Raw genomic sequence first — 18970 nt, forward strand, 5'->3', positions numbered from 1 at the left:
GCACAGGTTGAGTCAAAACCGTCATTATGCCAGATATTAGAAAGCATAGGGGAGAAAGGCTGTTTTTTTAACAACTTAATTTTGCTTTTTGATCGATTTATCAGCTACGGTTAGTACATAGCGGTAACAGAATAAAAATATCATATTAACAATCCACTACAGTAAAGAGACAAGAACGTGAACTCGACACTCAGACTGGCGGTCATCCTCGGTGTGCTGTGGGTGCTGCTGTCAGGACACTTTACTCCCCTGTTGTTGTCCATGGGGCTGGCGTCGGTACTTTTAGTGCTGTGGCTGGACTGGCGCATGGATGAAATAGACCGCGAGCAGTTTCACTTGCCGGTAACTACAGATCTGGTGATCTACATCGTGAAGCTCAGCTGGTTAATTGTTAAATCCAATGTGGATGTGTGCCTGCGCATTTACGGGATCCGTAAAGCCACCCCGACCTTTATGGAAATTCCCCTGCCCTTTGAAAACCCCTTATCCAAAGTGATTTTTGCCAATGCTATTACCCTCACCCCCGGCACTGTGAGTATGGTTATTCGTGACCGCAGCCTGCTGATTCACAGTGTGAGTAAAGAAAGTGCCGAAGAACTGAAAAATGGCGGCATGGCCGATATTGTTCCGCGTATTCGCCACAGCGAAGTAAAAACTGTGCCTGTAACCAGCCGGGATCCAGACGCATGACCAGCCTGTATCTGGGTGCCGGCATTGCCTTTTTGGTCACCATGGCCATGGCCCTGGCGCGGGCCTTTGTCGGTCCTACAGTGTTTGACCGTATTCTGGCGGTAAACATGTTCGGTACCAAGGCGGTACTGCTGGTGGCATTAATTGCGTTTTTCTCTGGCCGGCAGGATTTACTGGATATCGCTCTGCTCTACTCACTGCTGAATTTTATCGGCGTCGTGGCCGCCCTGCGTCTGGTCGAGCGAGGTCGATTTTTTGCCGCCAAGGAAGATCCGGCCACCACAGAGGCGACGGATAAGGAGCGTTCATGATCGACATGCTGTCTTACCTGCTGATTGGCCTGGCCTGTGTGTTGAGCCTCACCGGCGCACTTGGCCTGTTTCGCTTGCCTGATTTTTATTCACGCCTGCATGCGGTGGGTATCACCGACACCCTGTGCTCATTTTTGTTGCTGGCCGGCCTGGCCTGCCAGTCAGGCTGGTCATTAGGCTCTGCCAAGTTGCTCATCATCTTTTTATTTTTATTGTTTACCAGCCCGGTGGCCTCTTATGCCCTGGCCAATAGTGCCTGGCGCTGGGGCTTAAAAGGCCATGCTACAGATAATCATGAGGCCGCCACACCGCCTGAGGCAGCGTCCCCGCCCAAGGATAGCCGCTCATGAGCTTGCTATTAAACATCGTACTGCTGGTGTTTTTGCTGGTGACCGCCTTTGCCTTAATGCGGGTGAAAGTGCTGCTGGCCATGGTCATGCTCTTTGGCCTGTACAGCCTGTTGGTATCCAGCTTGTTTGTGGTGCTCGATGCGCCCGATGTGGCCTTTACCGAAGCGGCGGTGGGCACTGGCATTTCCACGGTGCTGATGCTGGTCACCCTGGCTGCCATCCGCCATGGCCATAGCGCACCCATTAAACCGGGCAAGCGGGCCTTACCACTGGCCACCAGCCTGGCGATGGGCGGTATGGTGATCTTTGGTATTCAGGATCTGCCGGAATTTGGCGAAGCCAATACCCCGGCTTATCAGGAAGTGGCACAACATTATATTGATAAAGGCGCTGAAGAAACCGGCGTGCCTAACCTGGTCACTGCGGTGCTGGCCAGCTACCGGGGCTTCGATACCCTGGGTGAGGTCACCGTGGTGCTGACGGCTGGCATTGGCGTGTTACTACTGCTGGGCCGGCGTGAAAAAGTGCATCTGATAGCGCGGAGGAAAGATGAGTGACAGTTTAATTCTGCGTGTAGTCACCAAATGGCTGGTGCCGGTGATTCTGTTGTTTGCCCTGTATGTGCAATTTCATGGCGACTATAGCCCCGGCGGCGGATTTCAGGCTGGCGTGATATTTTCCAGCGCCTTTTTGCTGTACGCCCTGGTGTATGGTGTGGATGCTACTTTGCGGGTGCTGCCAGAAGCAGTATTGCGGGTGGGTGCCTGTTTGGGTGTGTTGCTGTTTGCCGGCGTGGGCGTGGTGTCGCTCATCCGCGGAGGCACCTTTTTAAACTACAGCGTCCTGGCCGATACCCCTGTGGCCGGCCAGCATTTGGGTATCATCGTGATTGAACTGGGCGTGGGCATCACGGTGGCCTGCGTAATGTTGCTGTTGTTTTATACCTTTGCCAGGAATATTCCACCACAATGATTGCGTATATTTTGGGTCATCTTAACTACTGGCTGATCATCGGGGTAATGATGATAGGCATGTTTACCATGATGAGCAGCCCTAACCTGATGAAAAAACTGGCCGGTTTGAGTGTGTTTCAAACCGCAGTAATTTTGTTTTACGTTAGTGTGGGCAAGGTAGAGGGTGGCACTGCCCCAATCATTACCGACACAGCCACCCGCTACGCTAACCCCCTCCCCCAGGTTTTGATGCTTACCGCCATTGTGGTGGGCGTAGCCACCATGGCGCTGGGCTTTGCGCTGATTGTGCGCATTCGCCGCGCCTACAACAGCATCGAAGAAGACGAGCTGCATCACCAGATTGAAAAGGAGGATCTGGATTGATTGATCAATACACAGTGTTATTGGTTGTGATCCCCCTGGTGAGCGCCCCGTTAACTGCGATGATCGCCAATCGCCATGTGGCCTGGATACTGTCGTTGCTGGTGGGCATCAGCACCACGGTGATTGCCGTTTTATTGCTGCTCGATGTGAGCGGCGGCCGGGTTATTCACTATGAGCTGGGTGGCTGGAAACCACCCTGGGGTATCGAGTATGTGATTGATGCCTTAAATGCGCTGGTGGCCCTTATTGTGACAGTCATGGGCCTGCTTAGTGTGGTGTTTGGCCGTTTGTCGGTAGAACGCGAGATCCACGGCAGCCAGATCCACCTCTTTTATGCTGCGTTTCAGCTGGCCTTGCTGGGCTTATTAGGCATGGCCCTGACAGGCGATATTTTCAACCTGTTTGTATTTTTGGAAATTTCCTCGCTGGCGTCCTACGCGTTAATTGCTATGGGCCACAAACGCCAGGCGCTGGTGGCCTCGTTTAATTACCTGTTGGCCGGCACCCTGGGCGCGACCTTTTTTTTGCTCGGCATCGGTTTTTTGTATGCCGCTTCCGGTACCCTGAATATGGCCGATATTGCCAGCCGTTTTGGTGAGTTTGATGCCATGGCGCTGGTCATCACTGCCCTACTGTTTATCCTGATCGGCCTGGCCTTAAAAGCTGCTGCGTTCCCGCTGCACTCCTGGCTGCCCGAGGCCTACACCCAGGCACCGTCGATGGTCACGGTGTTTTTGGCCGCCACCGCCACCAAGGTGGCGGTGTATGTGTTGTTACGCACCCTGTACCATGTATTCCCGCCCAATTACTGGCAGGAATTGTTGCTGCCTTCGTTTTTGGTATTAAGTGGCTGTCTGGGCATGCTGTACGGCTCCTACAAAGCCATCCAGCAATTTTCTATCAAGCGCCTGCTGGCGTATTCCAGCGTGGCGCAATTAGGCTATATGGTAGTGGGCATTGGGCTGAACAATGAAGCTGGCCTGACCGCCAGCATCATGCACATGTTCAACCATGCAGTCACCAAAGCAGCCTTGTTTATGGCCGCCGGCATGGTGTTTTACCGCATGCATACCACCGATATGCGTCAGTTGCGTGGGGCTGGCAAGACCATGCCCTGGACCACCGCCGCTCTGGTGATTGGTGGGTTAAGCCTGATTGGAGTGCCGGGCACTGCAGGCTTTATCAGCAAATGGTATCTGGTGCAGGCAGCCTTACAGGCCGGCAACTATCTGGTCGTTGCCTCGGTGCTCATCGCTTCTCTCATGGCCATTTTGTATGTCTGGAAGATCATCGAATGTTTGTATTTTGATGGTGACGAAAAGCTGCATTTTCATCAGGTCAGCCCCGGCCAGCCGATTGTGGCGTCCATGCCGCTGGCGACCATTAGCTGTTATGTGATCACCTTTGCCTGTTTGTATTTTGGCCTGTATACCCAGTTACCGCTGGAAGCAGCGCAAACCGCTGTAGCTTCTTTGCTTGGCGGAGGGCCGGCCCGATGAGCATGTCTACCTTGCTAACGCTTATCTTGCTGCTACCGGTGCTGGCCACTGCGCTCATCAGTGTATGTGGACGAAAGCCTAATCTTCGCGAAGCAGTGAGTGTTATCAGTGCGGCTATTCTCTTTACCCTGGTGTGGATGGCGTATCAGGCGCCTGCCGACACCACCCTGCTGGTGGCAGCCACGCCCATCAGCGGCCTGCAAATTGCCTTTTCAGTCACCCGATTTGGTTTGTTGTTTGCCCTGATAGCCAGTGGCTTGTGGGTGGTCAGTGGTATTTATGCCATGGGCTATATGCGGGCCCATCATGAAAAAAACCAAACCCGCTTTTTTGCCCTGTTTGCCGCGGCCATCGGCGGCGTGATGGCCATCGCCTTTGCCGATAATCTGTTTACCCTGTTTTTGTTTTACGAATTGCTGACGGTGTCGACTTATCCACTGGTGACCCATGCGGGCACCCCGGCCGCCAAAGCCGGCGGCAAGCGCTATCTGGTGATCTTGATGGGCTCGTCCATCGCCTTTTTACTGCCGGCGATGGTAGTAACCTGGCTCAACGCCAACACCCTGACCTTTCGTGACGGCGGCATTCTGGCCGGCCAGCTGGATCCGCTGCTGGTGTGGCCGCTATTGTTATTGTTTATGCTGGGGATCAGTAAAGCCGGCCTGATGCCGCTGCACCGCTGGCTGCCCTCAGCCATGGTCGCCCCCACCCCGGTCAGTGCGCTATTACACGCGGTGGCTGTGGTTAAAGCCGGGGTCTTTACCTTACTCAAAGTGGTGCTGTTCATTTTTGGCCCAGAGTTGATTGCCGATGCCCCGGCGGCTGAGTGGCTACTGCTACTACCCATGCTTACCATTCTGCTGGCTTCACTGGTGGCCATGACCCGGGACAATTTGAAAGAACGGCTGGCTTACAGCACCGTTAGCCAGCTCAGTTATATTGTGCTGGGAGCGCTGATGGTCAACGTCAGTGGTATGGTGGGGGCTACCATGCACATCGCCATGCATGCCTTTGCCAAGATCACACTGTTTTTTGCCGCCGGCGCCATCTTAGTGGCAGCGCATAAAACCCGGGTGAGCGAGCTCAACGGCTTGGGCCGCAGCATGCCCTGGACCTTTGGCTTTTTTACCATCGGCGCGCTGAGCATCATCGGCATGCCGCTGTTTGGCGGCATGTGGAGTAAATGGTACTTGGTAGAAGGCGCTGCAGCGTTTAGTCAACCGGTGTTGCACTGGGCCTTACTGATCACCTTGATGCTCAGTACCCTGCTCAATATTTGGTACTTGCTGTCGATCCCCATGCATGCGTTTTTCAAAGCCGGTACGGTCTCACAACCAGTGGTAAAAGAAGCGCCGGTGGCCTGCCTGATCGGCATGGCTGTGCCAGCTGCATTATGTATTTATCTGTTTTTTGACCCGCATATTGTGTATCAGCTGGCCATCGAGGTGGTCACAGGAGGTGCTCCATGAGTTCATCGTCTGATTCGCCGGGTATCTTTGACAATCCCAAAGTGGTGGCGTGGATCTTACGGGTATTTTATATGCTGTGCGCCCTGCTGGTCGTGGCGGACTTTGTTTTTCATCGGCACATCTACACCGATATTGAACAAATCCCAGCATTTTACGCGCTGTACGGCTTCATTGCCTGTGTGCTGCTGGTATTTGCTGCTAAGGGGCTACGCCGGATATTGATGCGCGACGAAGATTATTACGAAGGGCCGCTGGATAGCGCCGAACAAAAACAGCAGGAGCACGACTGATGTGGATTGCTAATCTGCCACCCTTTGTAGTGTTTTATGTGTTTGCCTTGCTAGCCCTGGTGCTGCGCGGCAAAGCCCGGGTGTTACTGTTGGTTGCGCCGGTCTGGGGTGGGTTCAACCTGCTGATGACTGCGGCCGATGCTGGCGGGGTAACCTGGCAGGTGGCCGATGTGGTTCTGGATCTGTACTACATCGACCGGCTAAGTCTGCTGTTTGGCTACCTGTTTCATATTGCCGCCTTCATTGCCCTGGTTTATTCACTGCACGTTAAAGATACCATGCAACAAGTGGCCGGCCTGCTCTATGCGGGCAGTGCGCTTGGGGCGGTGTTTTCCGGGGACTTGCTCAGTGTGTTTATGTTTTGGGAACTGCTGGCCATTACTTCCACCTTTTTGATTTGGGCGGCCCGTACCCCGGAAGCCATTCGTGCGGCCAACCGCTATCTGGTGATCCAGGTTCTTTCCGGCATGTTATTGCTGGTAGGGGTCATTTTGCTGTACCAGCAAAGTGGCAGTCTGCGCCTGGCCTATCTGGGCCTGGATGGCGCGGCCGCCTGGTGTATCTTCCTGGCGCTGGGCATCAAGTGCGCATTTCCGTTTTTGCATACCTGGCTGACCGACGCCTATCCGCTGGCTACCCCTACCGGAACCCTGTATCTGTCGGCCTTTACCACCAAGGTGGCGGTCTACCTGCTGGCCCGCACCTTCGCCGGCGAACCGATACTGATCTACATCGGCGCGGCCATGACCTGCTTCCCTATCTTTTATGCAGTTATCGAAAATGACCTGCGCAAAGTGCTGGCTTATTCCTTGATCAACCAGCTTGGTTTTATGGTCTGTGGTATCGGTATTGGCACCGCACTAGCTCTCAATGGTGCTGTGGCCCATGCGTTTAATGATGTGATCTTTAAAGGTGTGTTGTTTATGAGCATGGGCGCGGTGCTGACCCGGGTGGGCCATGTGAACGGCTCAGATTTGGGCGGGCTATACAAAACGATGCCTCGCACCACCGTTTTTTGCCTGGTGGGCGCCGCCTCCATATCGGCTTTTCCGTTATTTAGCGGGTTTGTCAGCAAAAGTATGGTGATGGCGGCGTTATTGGAACAAGGCCATCTGGTGCTGTGGCTAATGCTGTTATTTGCTTCGGCCGGGGTGTTTCACCACGCGGGCATCAAAATTCCATTTTTTGCCTTTTTTGCGCATGATTCAGGTCTGCGTCCCAAAGAAGCGCCGGTCAATATGCAGCTGGCCATGGCTCTGGGCGCTGCCTTGTGTATCTTTATCGGGGTGAATCCGCAGTGGCTGTATCAAATGTTACCCTGGCAGGTGGATTATGTGCCCTACGACCTGACTCACACGCTGACCCAGCTGCAACTGCTGTTTTTCTCAGCCCTGGCATTTGTCTGGCTCAATAAGCAAGGCTTGTATCCGCCAGAGCTGCGTTCGGTGAATATTGATATGGAGTGGTGGTATCGCAAAGCCCTGCCGCGGCTGGGCCGGGGTACGCTGGTACGGCTTACCGGCTGGCGCAGAGCTTTGGCGCGCAACCGCCGTATCATCAGCGATCAGCTGGTGCGCCGTAACAACCCCATGCCCACCGGTACCATCACTATTTTGACCCGGCGTATGGCATGGGTATTTATTGCCCTGATGTTACTGGTGATCAGTAGCCTCACCCTGTAGCACGCGATAACCACCAGCCGGCAGCGTAATGCGGGTGGTGTCGTGCAGGGTAAGCTGTTGCTCATCGAGTAAGTCGTAATACTCACCGGCCCACAACGGCGAGTCAAACTGCACGGTAGTTTCCTGGTCTGACAAATTCAGCAGCACCACCACCTTGTCAGTGCCCTGCATGCGCACAAAACTAAAAATCCGGTCCATCTGATCATTAGGCAACTGGATCATGGTGGCACCGTATGGGCCATTGTGCAGGGCCGGAATGGCTTTTTTAATGGCAATAAGGCGTTGATAAAAGGCGCCCAGTGGATGCGGCTGCCACACAATAGGGTCGCGTTCAAAAAACGCCAGGCGTTTGGTATCGCCGGCTTCCTGGCCGTTGTAAATTAACGGCATGCCCTCGCCCAGGACTGACAACACCATCACGGCTTCGAGCACATCGCCAAACAATTCTTGCTGGGTGCCATCCCAGCTGTTCATATCGTGGTTGGTCACAAAGGTCATGCGGTAGGCGCTGCGCGGCCAGGCCCGTTCGTTCCATGAATAATATTTACGCAGTTTGTCCAGCGCCAGCTGGCCATGAGCAATGCCATGCAAGGTTTCATGCCAGCTCCAGGCGTAAGTCATATTAAAGGCCTGTTCGTGCAGATCGCGGTTTTCCCATTCGGCCAGCATAAACACCGGCTTGATGGCATCTAAGGCCTGGCGGGCCTGGCGCCAAAAATCATTGGGCACATAGCCAGCCACATCACAGCGAAAGCCATCGATGTTGAAGGTTTTCACCCAATAGCAGAGCGCTTCAATCATATAATCGCGCAAGCCTGGCTGATCGTAATCAAATTCAATGATGTCGTCCCAGTCCCACCAGGGCGAGGGCCGAAAGTCGCCTTTAAAATCCCGCGCGTACCAGTCCGGATGTTCTGCTACCAGGTTGCAATCCCAGGCACTATGGTTAGGCACCCAGTCGATGATAATACGCATAGCATGGGCATGCACCGCATCCACCAGCGCCTGAAAGCTCTCGGCATCACCAAACTCGGCATTGATACCAAAATAATCTTTTACTGCGTAGGGCGAGCCAAGCTCGCCTTTACGATTTTTTTCGCCTATCGGCTGAACAGGCATCAGCCAGATAATATCGGCGCCCAGGCTGGCAATCCGTGGCAGGTCTTCTTGCAGCGCAGCAAAGGTACCGGCGTGGCTGTACTGGCGCACATTGACCTGATAGATGACGGCATCTTTGCTCCATTCAGGTTGGGTAAGCTGATAATCGGACTCGGGATAATAGGTATGCTGTGACATGAAAATCTCGTGTGTTCTGGGTTGCTGCTTGGTACGCATAGCGCGATGATAAGATTTACCGCTGCTTAAAACAGCGGCAGGCTACTGATACCTAACAGCATGACCCACAAGCCAAAAAAGATTTTTAACTGCGCTGGCTGAAATGCCAGCACCACATGGCGGGCCAGAATGCCGCCCAGCACCGCGCCAGCCCCGGCAAACAATACCACCGGATAAAAAACAGCCAGGCTGGTGGTCACATGATAGATACTGGCAAACCAGACGCTGACAGCACTTAACATTACCGCCGCGGCAATGGCCATGGTGATATTCAACCCACGAATAATCAGATATACCGCTACCAGCTCGCCCACCCCTACCGATAACCAGGCGGTGACAATGCCGCCGGCAAAGGCAATTAGCGGCAACGCCAGCACGTCCAGAGTGGCCAGCTTTTCTTTAAACCGGGTGCGCTTTAAAAGAGGCACCGAAGCAAAAATGGCCAGCGCCAGAATGATGGAAAAGACGCCAAAACCGATGTGCAGGGTGTCGGTGTTGCCAGCCACTGCCGCCAGCAACGGAATATGGCTGGCCCACTGTGCCAGTAAAATGCCACCCACAGAACCAGGAATGGTCAGCCACAGCGCAGCCCGTAACGGCTGCCACAACACATTAGTGCGATGATGACTGCGATAATACTGCAACCAGGTCACCGCCCCGGCAGTCATGCCACAGCATTGTATGGCAAAGCTGGTGGCCACAATCTGTGCCGGCGAAAAGCCCAGATGATGAAAAAACGGTACGAATACCACCCCGCCACCAGCACCGGTGGCATTGGCAAAAACCGCCCCCACCACCCCTAGAAAGGTGTAACTGCCAAATGCTTCAATAAGAGTCAGCGGCTGTGTCTGCATAGCAATAATCACAAGCCAGAGAACAAACAGCAGACAGCGCCAGGGATGACGTTGGATAAAAGCCAGCACAGCAAGAGTCCGTAAAAAAAAGATGCAGCACTGTGCCAGATTCCGGTTAAAAAAGAAATCTTGTGCTAGGCTGGCAGATAGATAATCAACAGCGTACCTGACGTGATTTCATGTGCCCGGCAAGGCGCCGAGTCTGTGATTGTATTGCGGCCCAACCGCTCAACAGACTGGCGTCATATCAAGCTGATCCTGGCAGTGCTGGCTATTCCGGTGGCCATTATTGCACTGGGCTGGGCGTGGGTGGGTGTATGGATTGTGCTACCGTTTGCCGGCCTCGAACTATTGTTATTAAGTTTTTTAATGTATCGAGTCAATTGGCAGGGTTATCAACAGCAGGTACTGACCATCACCCCGCAAGACCTGATCCTGGAACAAGGCTACCGCACCGTGCAGCGCCACACCTATGCGCGGATCCAATGCTATATCACTGTGACCGAAACCGAAGGCCATTGGCAGTTGCCAGTGTGCTGCCTGCATGCAGAGCAACAAAGTCACCCGCTGGGGGATTTTCTCAACCTGGCGGACCGCCGCGAATTGTGCACCCTGCTACACCAGCATGGCCTGCGGGTTTGCCGCAACCGTTGGTGGCAGCCCTGAGCTTATAAACAGCCCTGAGCTTATAAACAGCCTTGAGCGCATAAACAGCCTTGAGCCAGCAACACACATTTACATTCTTGCAGTTGCGCTACAGCCAGCCGCCACGTAAAGTTGCCCGGCACAACATAAGGAAATAATCATGGGCAAATTTATTGGGATCCTGGCGTGTTTGTTTGCCGCGCATTGTCAGGCAGCATCAGTATGGCAAGTCACCAACGGCGAGCATACTTTATATCTGGGCGGAACCCTTCATCTGCTCAGCCCCAGCGACTACCCGCTGCCAGACGCTTACAACCAGGCTTACGCGCTGGCCGATACCCTGGTGTTTGAAACCGATATGGCAACCGTCTCATCGCCAGCGTTTGCCGGACGCATGATGCAGCAAAACACCTATCAGAATGGCCAAACCATCAAAAATGCTCTTACGGCCGACACCTATCAACTGCTTACAGAATTTTTAGCCCAGCGCAAGTTGCCGCTGGCGCATCTTGAACAGATGAAACCCGCGTTGCTGGGGCTTACGCTTACCATGCTGGAATATCAGAAAAACGGCCTGACCAGCGAAGGGGTGGATGCCCACTTTTTTGCTAAAGCGCAGGCCGACAATAAAGCCATCGACTGGTTTGAAACCCCGCAACAGCAGCTGGATTTTATTTCGCGCATGGCCGATAACCAGGAAGATGCGTTTATTCGTTACACACTGGAAGATATTCAAGAGCTGTCCAGCCATATCGACCCGTTGGTGCGTTTTTGGCGCCAAGGCGACATGAACAGCCTCTTCACCCAGGTGTTGAAGGATTTTGAACAACAATACCCTCAGGTGTATGCCGATTTGCTGGTCAACCGCAACGCGAACTGGCTGCCCCATCTGGAAAAAATGCTCAACAGCGCCCCCACTGAGTTTGTATTAGTGGGCACACTGCACATGCCGGGCAAACATGGCGTGCTGGCCTTGCTGGAAAAAGCTGGCTACCGCGTGACCAGACTGGATGCCTCATCAGTCACCGTAAAAACACAGTAAGCCAAACTTGCGCTGACTAAGTATAAGATAAGTATATTCTTTTAGGCCGGTGTCCGGCCGCCTCACTCGCAGGAGAGCATCTTGAGCATTGTAAATAATATTAAGGGCTTAGCCCTTTGTCTGGGACTGCTGGCGCTAGCTGGCTGTGCCTCAATGGGCGCCGGGACCATCGCTGAAAAGCGTCAGGCCATTTTGACCATGCAGGATAATACACTGGCCCGGTTGTATCGGGAAAAACCGGACACCCGCGCACAATTGCGTGATGCCGCCGGCTTTGCGGTATTCAGTAACGCCAATGTGAATGTTATTTTTGTCGCCGCCGGCACTGGTTACGGTGTGGTGAATAACAATGTAACCGGTGAGCGCATATACATGAATATGGCCGAGGGTGGCGTCGGCCTCGGCCTGGGGGCTAAAGATTACCGCCTGGTCATGGTTTTCCACACTCAGCGCAGCCTAAATTATTTTGTTGAAAAAGGCTGGACCGCCGGCGGTAATGCCGATGCAGCCGCTAAAGCAGGCGATAAAGGCATCAGCTTTGAAGGCGAAGGCTATCTGGGCAATGTAACGGTTTATACCATGACTGAAAGCGGCCTGGCGTTGCAAGCCACGGTGAAAGGCACCCGCTTTTGGAAAGACAGCAAGCTTAACTAGCCAAATACAAACAGACGATAAGGGACAGGGTGCTCAGTACCACGCATATGATATTCATTTTTTGCTGGGAACGATTACATAATATTAAGTTTGCCGTTGTTGCATTGTCAGCACAAATTGTTTACTGTCCTTACGTCTTAACACAGAATATTTTAGAATTTATTTATATGTATAACTGCGCCATTAACCATCATCATCACCATAAAGCATAGCCTTTCAGGTCGTGCTGGAAGGGTATTGTCTCCTTCCAGCGGCGCAGATGAATAATTCGCAAGCCCCCGGAAGGAAACTTCCGGGGGTTTTTTGTTATGAGCGCGAAACAAGCCATTAAGAGGAAATATCATGAGTGACAGCAGAAGACTGCGTATAGCCGTTCAAAAATCTGGCCGGCTGAGTAAAGACAGCATCGCATTGTTAAAAGCCATTGGCATTAAACTAAACATCCGCGACCGCCTGCTGATTGCTCATTCTACCAATGAAGATATCGATTTATTGCGGGTGCGTGATGACGATATTCCGGGGCTGGTGATGGACGGCGTGGTCGATATGGGTTTTATCGGCGAAAATGAGCTGGAAGAAAAAATGCTGGAGCGTGCGGCAGCCGGTAAACCGTCAGATTATGAAGTGATGCGCAGGCTGGATTATGGCGGCTGCCGCTTGTCTATCGCGGTGCCCAATGAAATGGAATACGCCGGCATTCAGTCGCTGGCGGGCAAAAAAGTGGCGACTACCTACCCGTTCTTGCTGGAGCGCTATTTTAAAGAGCAAAATGTCAGCGCCAAAGCAGTCATGCTGACCGGTTCGGTAGAAGTGGCCCCACGTGCCGGCGTGGCTGAAGGTATTTGTGACCTAGTGTCTACTGGCGCTACGCTGGAAGCCAACGGCCTGGTGGAAAAAGATGTCATCTTTCGCTCCAAAGCGGTGCTGATTAAGCGCAGCGGTGAACTCAGTGCCGAAAAACAACAGCTTATCGACCGCCTGGTGCCACGTATCGACGGTGTGATGCAGGCCAAGGAAAGCAAATATATTATGCTACACGCGCCAAAATCGCGCCTGTCTGAGGTCAAAGATTTGCTGCCAGGTGCAGAAAATCCTACTGTGCTGCCGCTGGCCAGTGGCGATGATACGGTGGCGATTCACGTGGTCAGCCCGGAAAACCTTTTCTGGGAAACCATGGAAAAACTCAAAGCCCTGGGTTGCAGCTCAATCCTGGTAATGCCAATTGAAAAGATGATGGGCTAAACAATGGTTAACTGGAATGCCTTAACGGTGGCCGAACAAGCCGAGGCCTTAGCCCGGCCGGTCAGCAAAAACAGTGCAAGCCTGAAACAAACAGTGGCACAAATCATCGCCGCGGTGGAAACCGGTGGTGATGAAGCGGTGCTGGATTACACCCGCCAGTTCGATTGCCCGACCCTGGACAATCTGACCCTGTCAGTGGCCCAGCGCGATGCGCTGGCCAGCCAGGTCAGTGCGAAGGTCACTGCAGCCATCGACACTGCCTTTGACAATATCCAGGCGTTTCACGAAGCTCAGCAGCCGCAGGATATTCGCATTACCACCACGCCTGGCGTGGTCTGCGAGCAGCGTTTTGTGCCGCTGGGGTCGGTCGGGTTATATATTCCCGGCGGCAGTGCACCCTTACCGTCCACCGCCTTAATGCTGGGCGTACCGGCGGTGGTAGCCAATGTACCGCGTAAAGTGCTGTGCACCCCGCCGGGCAAAGATGGCCTGATTGCACCAGAAATTGCTCTGGTCGCCAAACGGTGCGGTATTGATGAAATTTATCTGTGCGGCGGCGCTCAGGCGATTGCGGCCATGGCGCTAGGCACCCAAGCTATTGCCCAGGTGGATAAGATTTTTGGTCCCGGCAACAGCTTTGTCACTGAAGCCAAACAGCAAGTTAGCCAGCGCGCTGATGGCGCCGCCATCGATATGCCGGCCGGCCCCTCCGAAGTACTGGTCTTGGCCGACGATAGCGCCGACCCGGCATTTGTAGCCTCTGATTTGTTATCCCAGGCCGAGCACGGAGCTGACTCGCAGGCAATTTTGGTTACCGACAGTGCAGCACTGATTACCGCCACCCAGCAGGCTGTGCAAGACCAGTTAGCCACCTTATCACGCACTGCCATTGCCAGCCTGGCCATGGAAAACGCGCGTTATATCAAAACCGATGATATGGACCAGGCTATTGCGGTGAGTAACCAATATGCGCCGGAGCATTTGATTGTGCAAACCCAGGACGCCCGCGCATTGTTACCTGCGCTGAAAAATGCTGGTTCGGTATTTTTAGGCCCCTGGTCGCCTGAGTCAGCCGGCGATTATGCCTCGGGCACCAATCATGTGCTGCCCACTTATGGCTACGCCAAAAATTATTCATCGCTGGGCCTGCTGGATTTTATGCGCCGTTATACAGTGCAGGAACTGTCGGATGATGGCCTGCGCGCATTGGGCCCGGCGATCATGACCCTGGCCGCTGCCGAAGGTCTCACTGCCCACGAACAAGCTGTGGCGCTGCGGTTAAATAAATTGCAGGAGTCGCGTAATGACTGATTTGGTCACCCGCTTACAAAATGACAATCTGGCTGCGTTGCAGCCCTACGAATCGGCCCGCCGTCTGTATGCCGGCGGCCAGGACTGGCTAAATGCCAATGAATCACCGTACGCCAACAGTTACTCAGTGGACAGCGACCGCTTTAACCGCTATCCGGCGTGCCAGCCTGATGCTGTAGTCGCCAATTACGCAGCGTATGCCGGGGTTGAGCGCAGCCAGTTGATGGTTACCCGGGGCGCTGATGAAGGCATTGAGTTGCTGATCCGCACATTCTGTACGCCCGGGCAGGACAATATTCTGATATGCCCGCCAACCTATGGCATGTACGCCATCAGTGCCGAAACCTGCAATGTGGGCGTGAAAAAAGTGCCGCTGCAGGATGACTTTAGCCTGGATGTTGATGCTGTGTGTGGCACCGACGATGTCAATCTGGTGTTTATCTGCGCGCCCAATAACCCTACCGGCACAACCGTAGACAAAGCATCGCTGAAGCGCATTCTGGCCGAATTTGCTGACCGTGCATTGGTGGTGGTAGATGAAGCCTATATTGAGTTTGACGCTGATAACACCTGGGCCGGGCAACTGGCTAATTACCCCAATCTGGTGATCCTGCGCACCTTGTCCAAGGCGTTTGCGCTGGCCGGGCTACGCTGCGGCTTTACGCTGGCCAACACGCCAGTGATCCAGGCATTGATGAAAGTAATTGCCCCCTACCCGATTGCTGAGCCGGTGGCGCAAATTGCTGCCCAGGCGCTCAGCGATGCCGGCGTCACTCAGATTGAATTGCAGGTGGCGGCTATTAATCGCGCCAAGCAAACACTGGCTCAGCGCCTGGCAGCATTACCCACCATCGAACTGGTGGGCGATACCCGCGCCAATTTTGTGTTGTTTCGCACGCCGCACTGCCAGGCGCTGATGCAATACCTGGTGAGCCAGGGTATGTTGATCCGCGATCAGTCCAAGCAACACAACTTAGGCAATTGTTTACGCGCCACCATTGGCGATGATGATCAAAACGAACGATTGCTGAAATTAATCACCGAATATTTTAATCAGTCAGGAGTGTCGGCATGAGCCAGCAAGCCATTTTATTTATTGACCGTGATGGCACCTTGGTCGAAGAGCCCCCTATCGATAAACAGCTAGATCGCCTTGACAAGCTGGTTTTTGAGCCTGAAGTGATTCCGGTGTTGCGCCAGTTTCAGGCCGCCGGTTATCGGTTGGTGATGGTCACCAACCAGGACGGCCTGGGCACTGAAAGCTTTCCGCAGGCGGATTTTGATGCCCCGCATAATATGATGATGGACATTTTTACCAGCCAGGGCGTGAGCTTTGACGAAGTATTGATTTGCCCCCACTTTGAGCAGGATAACTGCAGCTGCCGCAAGCCCAATCTGGGCCTGGTAAAAGACTACCTGCAACAAGGCAAAGTGGATTTTACCAAGTCGGTGGTCATCGGCGATCGGCAAACCGATATCCAGCTGGCCGAGAACATGGGCATTCAGGGCCTGCGCTATGAGCGCGGCAGCAACGGCTGGCCGGCTATCGCCAAAACCCTGCTGGCATCGTCGCGTATTGCCGAGGTCACCCGCACCACCTCGGAAACTGATATCAAGGTCCGGGTGGATCTAGACTCAAGTGCCAAATCGCAGATCCATACCGGCATCGGCTTTTTTGACCACATGCTGGATCAGATTGCCACGCACGGCGGCTTTGAGATGCAGGTCAATGTTCAGGGCGACCTGCATATCGATGATCACCACACAGTGGAAGATACGGCACTGGCCTTTGGCGAAGCGATGAAAAAAGCGCTGGGCAATAAACGCGGTATTGGCCGGTTTGGCTTTGCCCTGCCGATGGATGAATGCCGCGCTGAATGTATCATGGACATTTCCAACCGCCCTCACCTGCAGTTTGACGCTAGTTTTACCCAGGCACTGGTGGGTGAAATGTCGACCCAGATGGTGGAGCACTTTTTTTATTCGCTGGCTCAAAGCATGGGCTTGTCATTGCACCTGTCCACCAGCGAAGGCAATGCGCACCACCAGGTAGAAAGCTTGTATAAAGTATTTGGCCGCGCGCTGCGTCAGGCCATCACTCGTCAGGGCGATGCCCTGCCCAGCAGTAAGGGAGCATTGTAATGGGCCAGCGAATTGTTATCGTCAATACTGGCTGCGCCAATATCTCCTCGGTGCGCTTTGCCTTAGAACGCCTGGGTGTGCAGGTGGAAGTTTCCGATGAAGATGCGGTGATTAAAGCTGCCGACAAGGTGTTTTTTCCCGGTGTAGGCAGTGCCAATGCGGCGATGCAGAGCATTCAGGCCAAACAGCTTGCACCTACCCTGCAAAGTCTGACCCAGCCGGTGCTGGGCGTGTGCCTGGGGATGCAGCTGATGGTAGAGTCTTCGGACGAAAGCAGCAGTGGTAAAATCGACTGTCTGGGCCTGATGCCCGGCCATGTGGAGCGCTTGCACAGCAATGGGCTGCGTCTGCCGCACATGGGCTGGAATACTGTACGTGCCAGCAATGACAACCCGCTATTTGCCGGGCTGGATGACGACACCTATTTTTATTTTGTGCACAGCTTTGCGGTGCCCGATTATGCTCATACTCTGGCCACCTGTGACTACGGCCAGCGGTTTTCCGCCGCCATTGCCCACAACAACTATTTTGGTGTGCAGTTTCACCCCGAGCGCTCCGGTGACGCCGGTGCACAGCTTTTGACCAATTTTGTGAAGATGTGATGATTATACCTGCGATAGATCTAATCGACGGTGCCGTGGTGCGGCTGTACCAGGGCGACTACGATAAAAAAACTGAATACAAACTGGATCCGGTGGACGTGGTGCACCGCTATGCCGACGATGGCGCCACCTGGCTGCACATTGTCGATTTAACCGGGGCTAAAGATACCAGCAAGCGCCAGCTAGAGTTGATTCGGCGTATGGTGGATACCCAGCGCATGAAATTTCAGGCTGGCGGCGGTATTCGCAGCGAACAGGATGTTGAACAACTGCTTGATGCTGGTGTCAGCCGGGTCGTAATTGGCTCGCTGGCAGTCAAAGAGCCGGCACTGGTAAAGCAGTGGGTAACCCGCTACGGCGCGGAAGCCATTGTGCTGGCGCTGGATGTAAATATTGATGAGCAGGGCAACAAGTTTGTGGCGACCCATGGCTGGCAGCAAAGCTCGGGCGTGGCGCTGGAAGCCGTGCTGGATGATTTTGCCGAAGTTGGGGTCAAACATGTGCTGTGCACCGATATCAGCCGCGATGGCACCCTGACCGGGGCCAATGTAGAGCTGTACAAGCAAATGCACGCTGCCTTTCCTTCCATTGCCTGGCAGGCTTCCGGAGGTATTGGCGGGCTGGCTGATATTGAGGCCCTGCGCCCGACCAATGTCAGTGGGGTAATTTTAGGCCGTGCTTTGTTGGAAGGAAAGTTCACTGTGAAGGAGGCCATTGCATGCTGGCAAAACGGATAATTCCTTGTTTGGATGTGCGCGACGGCAAGGTGGTCAAAGGCGTACAGTTTAGAAACCATGAAATCATTGGTGACATCGTGCCGCTGGCAGAGCGTTATGCGCAGGCTGGTGCCGACGAACTGGTGTTTTATGATATTACCGCCAGTTCCGACCAGCGCGTGGTCGATAAAAGCTGGGTCAGCCGGATTGCCCAGGTGATTGATATCCCCTTTTGCGTGGCAGGCGGGATCAAGTCGGTAGAAGATGCCGGCCGCATTCTGGAAATGGGCGCGGATAAGATCTCTATCAACTCACCGGCCCTGACCAACCCGGAGCTGATTAATCAGCTACATAATGTGTATGGCCAGCAATGTGTGGTCATTGGCATCGACAGCTTTTACAACGAAGCTACCGACCAGTACGAAGTCTTCAAATTCACCGGTGATGAAAACCGTACCCAGCAAACCAGCTGGCAGACAGCAGACTGGATCCGTGAAGTACAAAGCCGCGGAGCCGGTGAAATTGTGCTTAACTGCATGAATCAGGATGGCGTACGCCAGGGCTATGATGTGAAACAGCTTTCAGCTATTCGTCAGGCCTGTGAGGTGCCGCTGATTGCATCGGGTGGTGCCGGTAGTATGGAGCATTTTAAAGCGGTATTTGAACAGGCAGATGTAGACGGTGCGCTGGCAGCCTCGGTGTTCCACAAGAACCTCATCGAAATAAAAGCCCTCAAAGCCTACCTGACGACCCAGGGCATTGTCATGCGTAAAGACCACCCATTAACCGAGGCATAAAC

General features: G+C 53.8%; 22 protein-coding genes and 1 other annotated feature. Of the genes, 20 read left to right on the forward strand and 2 right to left on the reverse strand.

The annotated features are described in order from the left end of the window. Positions 1–177: 177 nt before the first annotated feature. Genes ACTUJZ_RS05090 through ACTUJZ_RS05135 form a run of 10 tightly spaced genes read left to right on the forward strand, consistent with a single transcriptional unit; the run spans position 178 to position 7628 of the window. On the forward strand, positions 178–690 hold the full coding sequence (locus ACTUJZ_RS05090) for a Na+/H+ antiporter subunit E (protein WP_463635169.1): 513 nt from the start codon (positions 178–180) through the stop codon (positions 688–690). Further along, positions 687–1001: a monovalent cation/H+ antiporter complex subunit F gene (locus ACTUJZ_RS05095; protein WP_463635170.1), complete on the forward strand. Its 315-nt coding sequence runs from the start codon at positions 687–689 to the stop codon at positions 999–1001. The genes ACTUJZ_RS05090 and ACTUJZ_RS05095 overlap by 4 nt, the downstream gene beginning before the upstream one ends. Continuing rightward, a complete protein-coding gene (mnhG, locus tag ACTUJZ_RS05100) occupies positions 998–1351 on the forward strand; it encodes a monovalent cation/H(+) antiporter subunit G (RefSeq protein WP_463635171.1) in 354 nt (117 codons plus the stop codon). Before ACTUJZ_RS05095 ends, mnhG begins: the two co-directional genes overlap by 4 nt. After that, positions 1348–1908 (forward strand): DUF4040 domain-containing protein, encoded by a 561-nt coding sequence (locus ACTUJZ_RS05105; RefSeq protein ID WP_463635172.1) that lies wholly within the window; start codon positions 1348–1350, stop codon positions 1906–1908. The genes mnhG and ACTUJZ_RS05105 overlap by 4 nt, the downstream gene beginning before the upstream one ends. Further along, positions 1901–2323 (forward strand): Na(+)/H(+) antiporter subunit B, encoded by a 423-nt coding sequence (locus ACTUJZ_RS05110; protein ID WP_463635173.1) that lies wholly within the window; start codon positions 1901–1903, stop codon positions 2321–2323. The genes ACTUJZ_RS05105 and ACTUJZ_RS05110 overlap by 8 nt, the downstream gene beginning before the upstream one ends. Next, entirely contained in the window at positions 2320–2688 is a 369-nt protein-coding gene (locus ACTUJZ_RS05115; RefSeq protein ID WP_463635174.1) for a cation:proton antiporter subunit C, read from the forward strand. Before ACTUJZ_RS05110 ends, ACTUJZ_RS05115 begins: the two co-directional genes overlap by 4 nt. Then, complete coding sequence (locus tag ACTUJZ_RS05120; protein ID WP_463635175.1) at positions 2685–4187, forward strand: monovalent cation/H+ antiporter subunit D family protein; 1503 nt, start codon at positions 2685–2687, stop codon at positions 4185–4187. The genes ACTUJZ_RS05115 and ACTUJZ_RS05120 overlap by 4 nt, the downstream gene beginning before the upstream one ends. Next, entirely contained in the window at positions 4184–5656 is a 1473-nt protein-coding gene (locus ACTUJZ_RS05125) for a proton-conducting transporter transmembrane domain-containing protein (RefSeq protein ID WP_463635176.1), read from the forward strand. The genes ACTUJZ_RS05120 and ACTUJZ_RS05125 overlap by 4 nt, the downstream gene beginning before the upstream one ends. Continuing rightward, positions 5653–5946 carry a hypothetical protein gene (locus ACTUJZ_RS05130; protein WP_463635178.1) on the forward strand — a complete coding sequence of 98 codons (294 nt, stop codon included), beginning with the start codon at positions 5653–5655 and terminating at the stop codon, positions 5944–5946. Before ACTUJZ_RS05125 ends, ACTUJZ_RS05130 begins: the two co-directional genes overlap by 4 nt. After that, entirely contained in the window at positions 5946–7628 is a 1683-nt protein-coding gene (locus ACTUJZ_RS05135) for a Na(+)/H(+) antiporter subunit D (protein WP_463635179.1), read from the forward strand. The genes ACTUJZ_RS05130 and ACTUJZ_RS05135 overlap by 1 nt, the downstream gene beginning before the upstream one ends. Here the strand turns inward: ACTUJZ_RS05135 and ACTUJZ_RS05140 are convergent. Together ACTUJZ_RS05140 and ACTUJZ_RS05145 are read right to left on the reverse strand one after the other, a co-directional pair. Continuing rightward, positions 7599–8924, reverse strand: a complete 1326-nt coding sequence (locus ACTUJZ_RS05140; protein ID WP_463635180.1) for an alpha-amylase family glycosyl hydrolase — start codon at positions 8922–8924, stop codon at positions 7599–7601. The two genes, ACTUJZ_RS05135 and ACTUJZ_RS05140, sit on opposite strands and share 30 nt — an antisense overlap. Before the next feature lie 65 nt (positions 8925–8989). Continuing rightward, complete coding sequence (locus tag ACTUJZ_RS05145) at positions 8990–9817, reverse strand: sulfite exporter TauE/SafE family protein (protein ID WP_463635181.1); 828 nt, start codon at positions 9815–9817, stop codon at positions 8990–8992. 204 nt (positions 9818–10021) lie between these two features. On the opposite strand from ACTUJZ_RS05145, the gene ACTUJZ_RS05150 reads away from it, so the two are divergent. The 10 genes from ACTUJZ_RS05150 (at position 10022) to hisF (ending at position 18968) form a co-directional block, all read left to right on the forward strand. Beyond that, positions 10022–10483, forward strand: a complete 462-nt coding sequence (locus tag ACTUJZ_RS05150; RefSeq protein ID WP_463635182.1) for a DUF2244 domain-containing protein — start codon at positions 10022–10024, stop codon at positions 10481–10483. Positions 10484–10622: 139 nt separating this feature from the next. Next, a complete protein-coding gene (locus tag ACTUJZ_RS05155; protein ID WP_463635183.1) occupies positions 10623–11504 on the forward strand; it encodes a TraB/GumN family protein in 882 nt (293 codons plus the stop codon). A 153-nt stretch (positions 11505–11657) separates the two neighbouring features. Next, the gene (locus tag ACTUJZ_RS05160; protein ID WP_463635250.1) at positions 11658–12158 is read left to right on the forward strand and encodes a lipid-binding SYLF domain-containing protein; all 501 of its coding nucleotides are present in this window, start codon (positions 11658–11660) and stop codon (positions 12156–12158) included. Between the two features lie 187 nt (positions 12159–12345). Continuing rightward, positions 12346–12466, forward strand: a sequence feature (His leader region). A 34-nt stretch (positions 12467–12500) separates the two neighbouring features. Next, positions 12501–13400, forward strand: coding sequence for an ATP phosphoribosyltransferase (gene hisG, locus ACTUJZ_RS05165; RefSeq protein WP_463635184.1), 900 nt, complete (start codon positions 12501–12503; stop codon positions 13398–13400). 3 nt (positions 13401–13403) lie between these two features. Beyond that, positions 13404–14711, forward strand: coding sequence for a histidinol dehydrogenase (gene hisD / locus ACTUJZ_RS05170; RefSeq protein WP_463635185.1), 1308 nt, complete (start codon positions 13404–13406; stop codon positions 14709–14711). Continuing rightward, the gene (gene hisC, locus ACTUJZ_RS05175) at positions 14704–15786 is read left to right on the forward strand and encodes a histidinol-phosphate transaminase (protein WP_463635186.1); all 1083 of its coding nucleotides are present in this window, start codon (positions 14704–14706) and stop codon (positions 15784–15786) included. The genes hisD and hisC overlap by 8 nt, the downstream gene beginning before the upstream one ends. After that, the gene (gene hisB / locus ACTUJZ_RS05180) at positions 15783–16853 is read left to right on the forward strand and encodes a bifunctional histidinol-phosphatase/imidazoleglycerol-phosphate dehydratase HisB (protein WP_463635187.1); all 1071 of its coding nucleotides are present in this window, start codon (positions 15783–15785) and stop codon (positions 16851–16853) included. Before hisC ends, hisB begins: the two co-directional genes overlap by 4 nt. Next, positions 16853–17455 carry an imidazole glycerol phosphate synthase subunit HisH gene (gene hisH / locus ACTUJZ_RS05185; RefSeq protein WP_463635188.1) on the forward strand — a complete coding sequence of 201 codons (603 nt, stop codon included), beginning with the start codon at positions 16853–16855 and terminating at the stop codon, positions 17453–17455. The genes hisB and hisH overlap by 1 nt, the downstream gene beginning before the upstream one ends. Next, on the forward strand, positions 17455–18192 hold the full coding sequence (hisA, locus tag ACTUJZ_RS05190) for a 1-(5-phosphoribosyl)-5-[(5-phosphoribosylamino)methylideneamino]imidazole-4-carboxamide isomerase (RefSeq protein WP_463635251.1): 738 nt from the start codon (positions 17455–17457) through the stop codon (positions 18190–18192). The genes hisH and hisA overlap by 1 nt, the downstream gene beginning before the upstream one ends. Next, a complete protein-coding gene (hisF, locus tag ACTUJZ_RS05195) occupies positions 18174–18968 on the forward strand; it encodes an imidazole glycerol phosphate synthase subunit HisF (RefSeq protein ID WP_463635189.1) in 795 nt (264 codons plus the stop codon). Before hisA ends, hisF begins: the two co-directional genes overlap by 19 nt. Positions 18969–18970 lie beyond the last annotated feature (2 nt).

It is taken from the genome of Alteromonas sp. WD8-37 (genome assembly GCF_055326825.1).

Coding starts and splice junctions, on each gene's coding strand:
- ACTUJZ_RS05130 (WP_463635178.1), top strand. CDS start 5,653: ATGAGTTCATCGTCTGATTCGCCGGGTATCTTTGACAATCCCAAAGTG.
- ACTUJZ_RS05125 (WP_463635176.1), top strand. CDS start 4,184: ATGAGCATGTCTACCTTGCTAACGCTTATCTTGCTGCTACCGGTGCTG.
- ACTUJZ_RS05135 (WP_463635179.1), top strand. CDS start 5,946: ATGTGGATTGCTAATCTGCCACCCTTTGTAGTGTTTTATGTGTTTGCC.
- ACTUJZ_RS05105 (WP_463635172.1), top strand. CDS start 1,348: ATGAGCTTGCTATTAAACATCGTACTGCTGGTGTTTTTGCTGGTGACC.
- hisH (WP_463635188.1), top strand. CDS start 16,853: ATGGGCCAGCGAATTGTTATCGTCAATACTGGCTGCGCCAATATCTCC.
- ACTUJZ_RS05115 (WP_463635174.1), top strand. CDS start 2,320: ATGATTGCGTATATTTTGGGTCATCTTAACTACTGGCTGATCATCGGG.
- hisG (WP_463635184.1), top strand. CDS start 12,501: ATGAGTGACAGCAGAAGACTGCGTATAGCCGTTCAAAAATCTGGCCGG.
- hisF (WP_463635189.1), top strand. CDS start 18,174: ATGCTGGCAAAACGGATAATTCCTTGTTTGGATGTGCGCGACGGCAAG.
- hisB (WP_463635187.1), top strand. CDS start 15,783: ATGAGCCAGCAAGCCATTTTATTTATTGACCGTGATGGCACCTTGGTC.
- ACTUJZ_RS05145 (WP_463635181.1), bottom strand. CDS start 9,817: ATGCAGACACAGCCGCTGACTCTTATTGAAGCATTTGGCAGTTACACC.
- hisC (WP_463635186.1), top strand. CDS start 14,704: ATGACTGATTTGGTCACCCGCTTACAAAATGACAATCTGGCTGCGTTG.
- ACTUJZ_RS05095 (WP_463635170.1), top strand. CDS start 687: ATGACCAGCCTGTATCTGGGTGCCGGCATTGCCTTTTTGGTCACCATG.
- ACTUJZ_RS05155 (WP_463635183.1), top strand. CDS start 10,623: ATGGGCAAATTTATTGGGATCCTGGCGTGTTTGTTTGCCGCGCATTGT.
- hisD (WP_463635185.1), top strand. CDS start 13,404: ATGGTTAACTGGAATGCCTTAACGGTGGCCGAACAAGCCGAGGCCTTA.
- ACTUJZ_RS05140 (WP_463635180.1), bottom strand. CDS start 8,924: ATGTCACAGCATACCTATTATCCCGAGTCCGATTATCAGCTTACCCAA.
- ACTUJZ_RS05110 (WP_463635173.1), top strand. CDS start 1,901: ATGAGTGACAGTTTAATTCTGCGTGTAGTCACCAAATGGCTGGTGCCG.
- ACTUJZ_RS05160 (WP_463635250.1), top strand. CDS start 11,658: ATGGGCGCCGGGACCATCGCTGAAAAGCGTCAGGCCATTTTGACCATG.
- hisA (WP_463635251.1), top strand. CDS start 17,455: ATGATTATACCTGCGATAGATCTAATCGACGGTGCCGTGGTGCGGCTG.
- mnhG (WP_463635171.1), top strand. CDS start 998: ATGATCGACATGCTGTCTTACCTGCTGATTGGCCTGGCCTGTGTGTTG.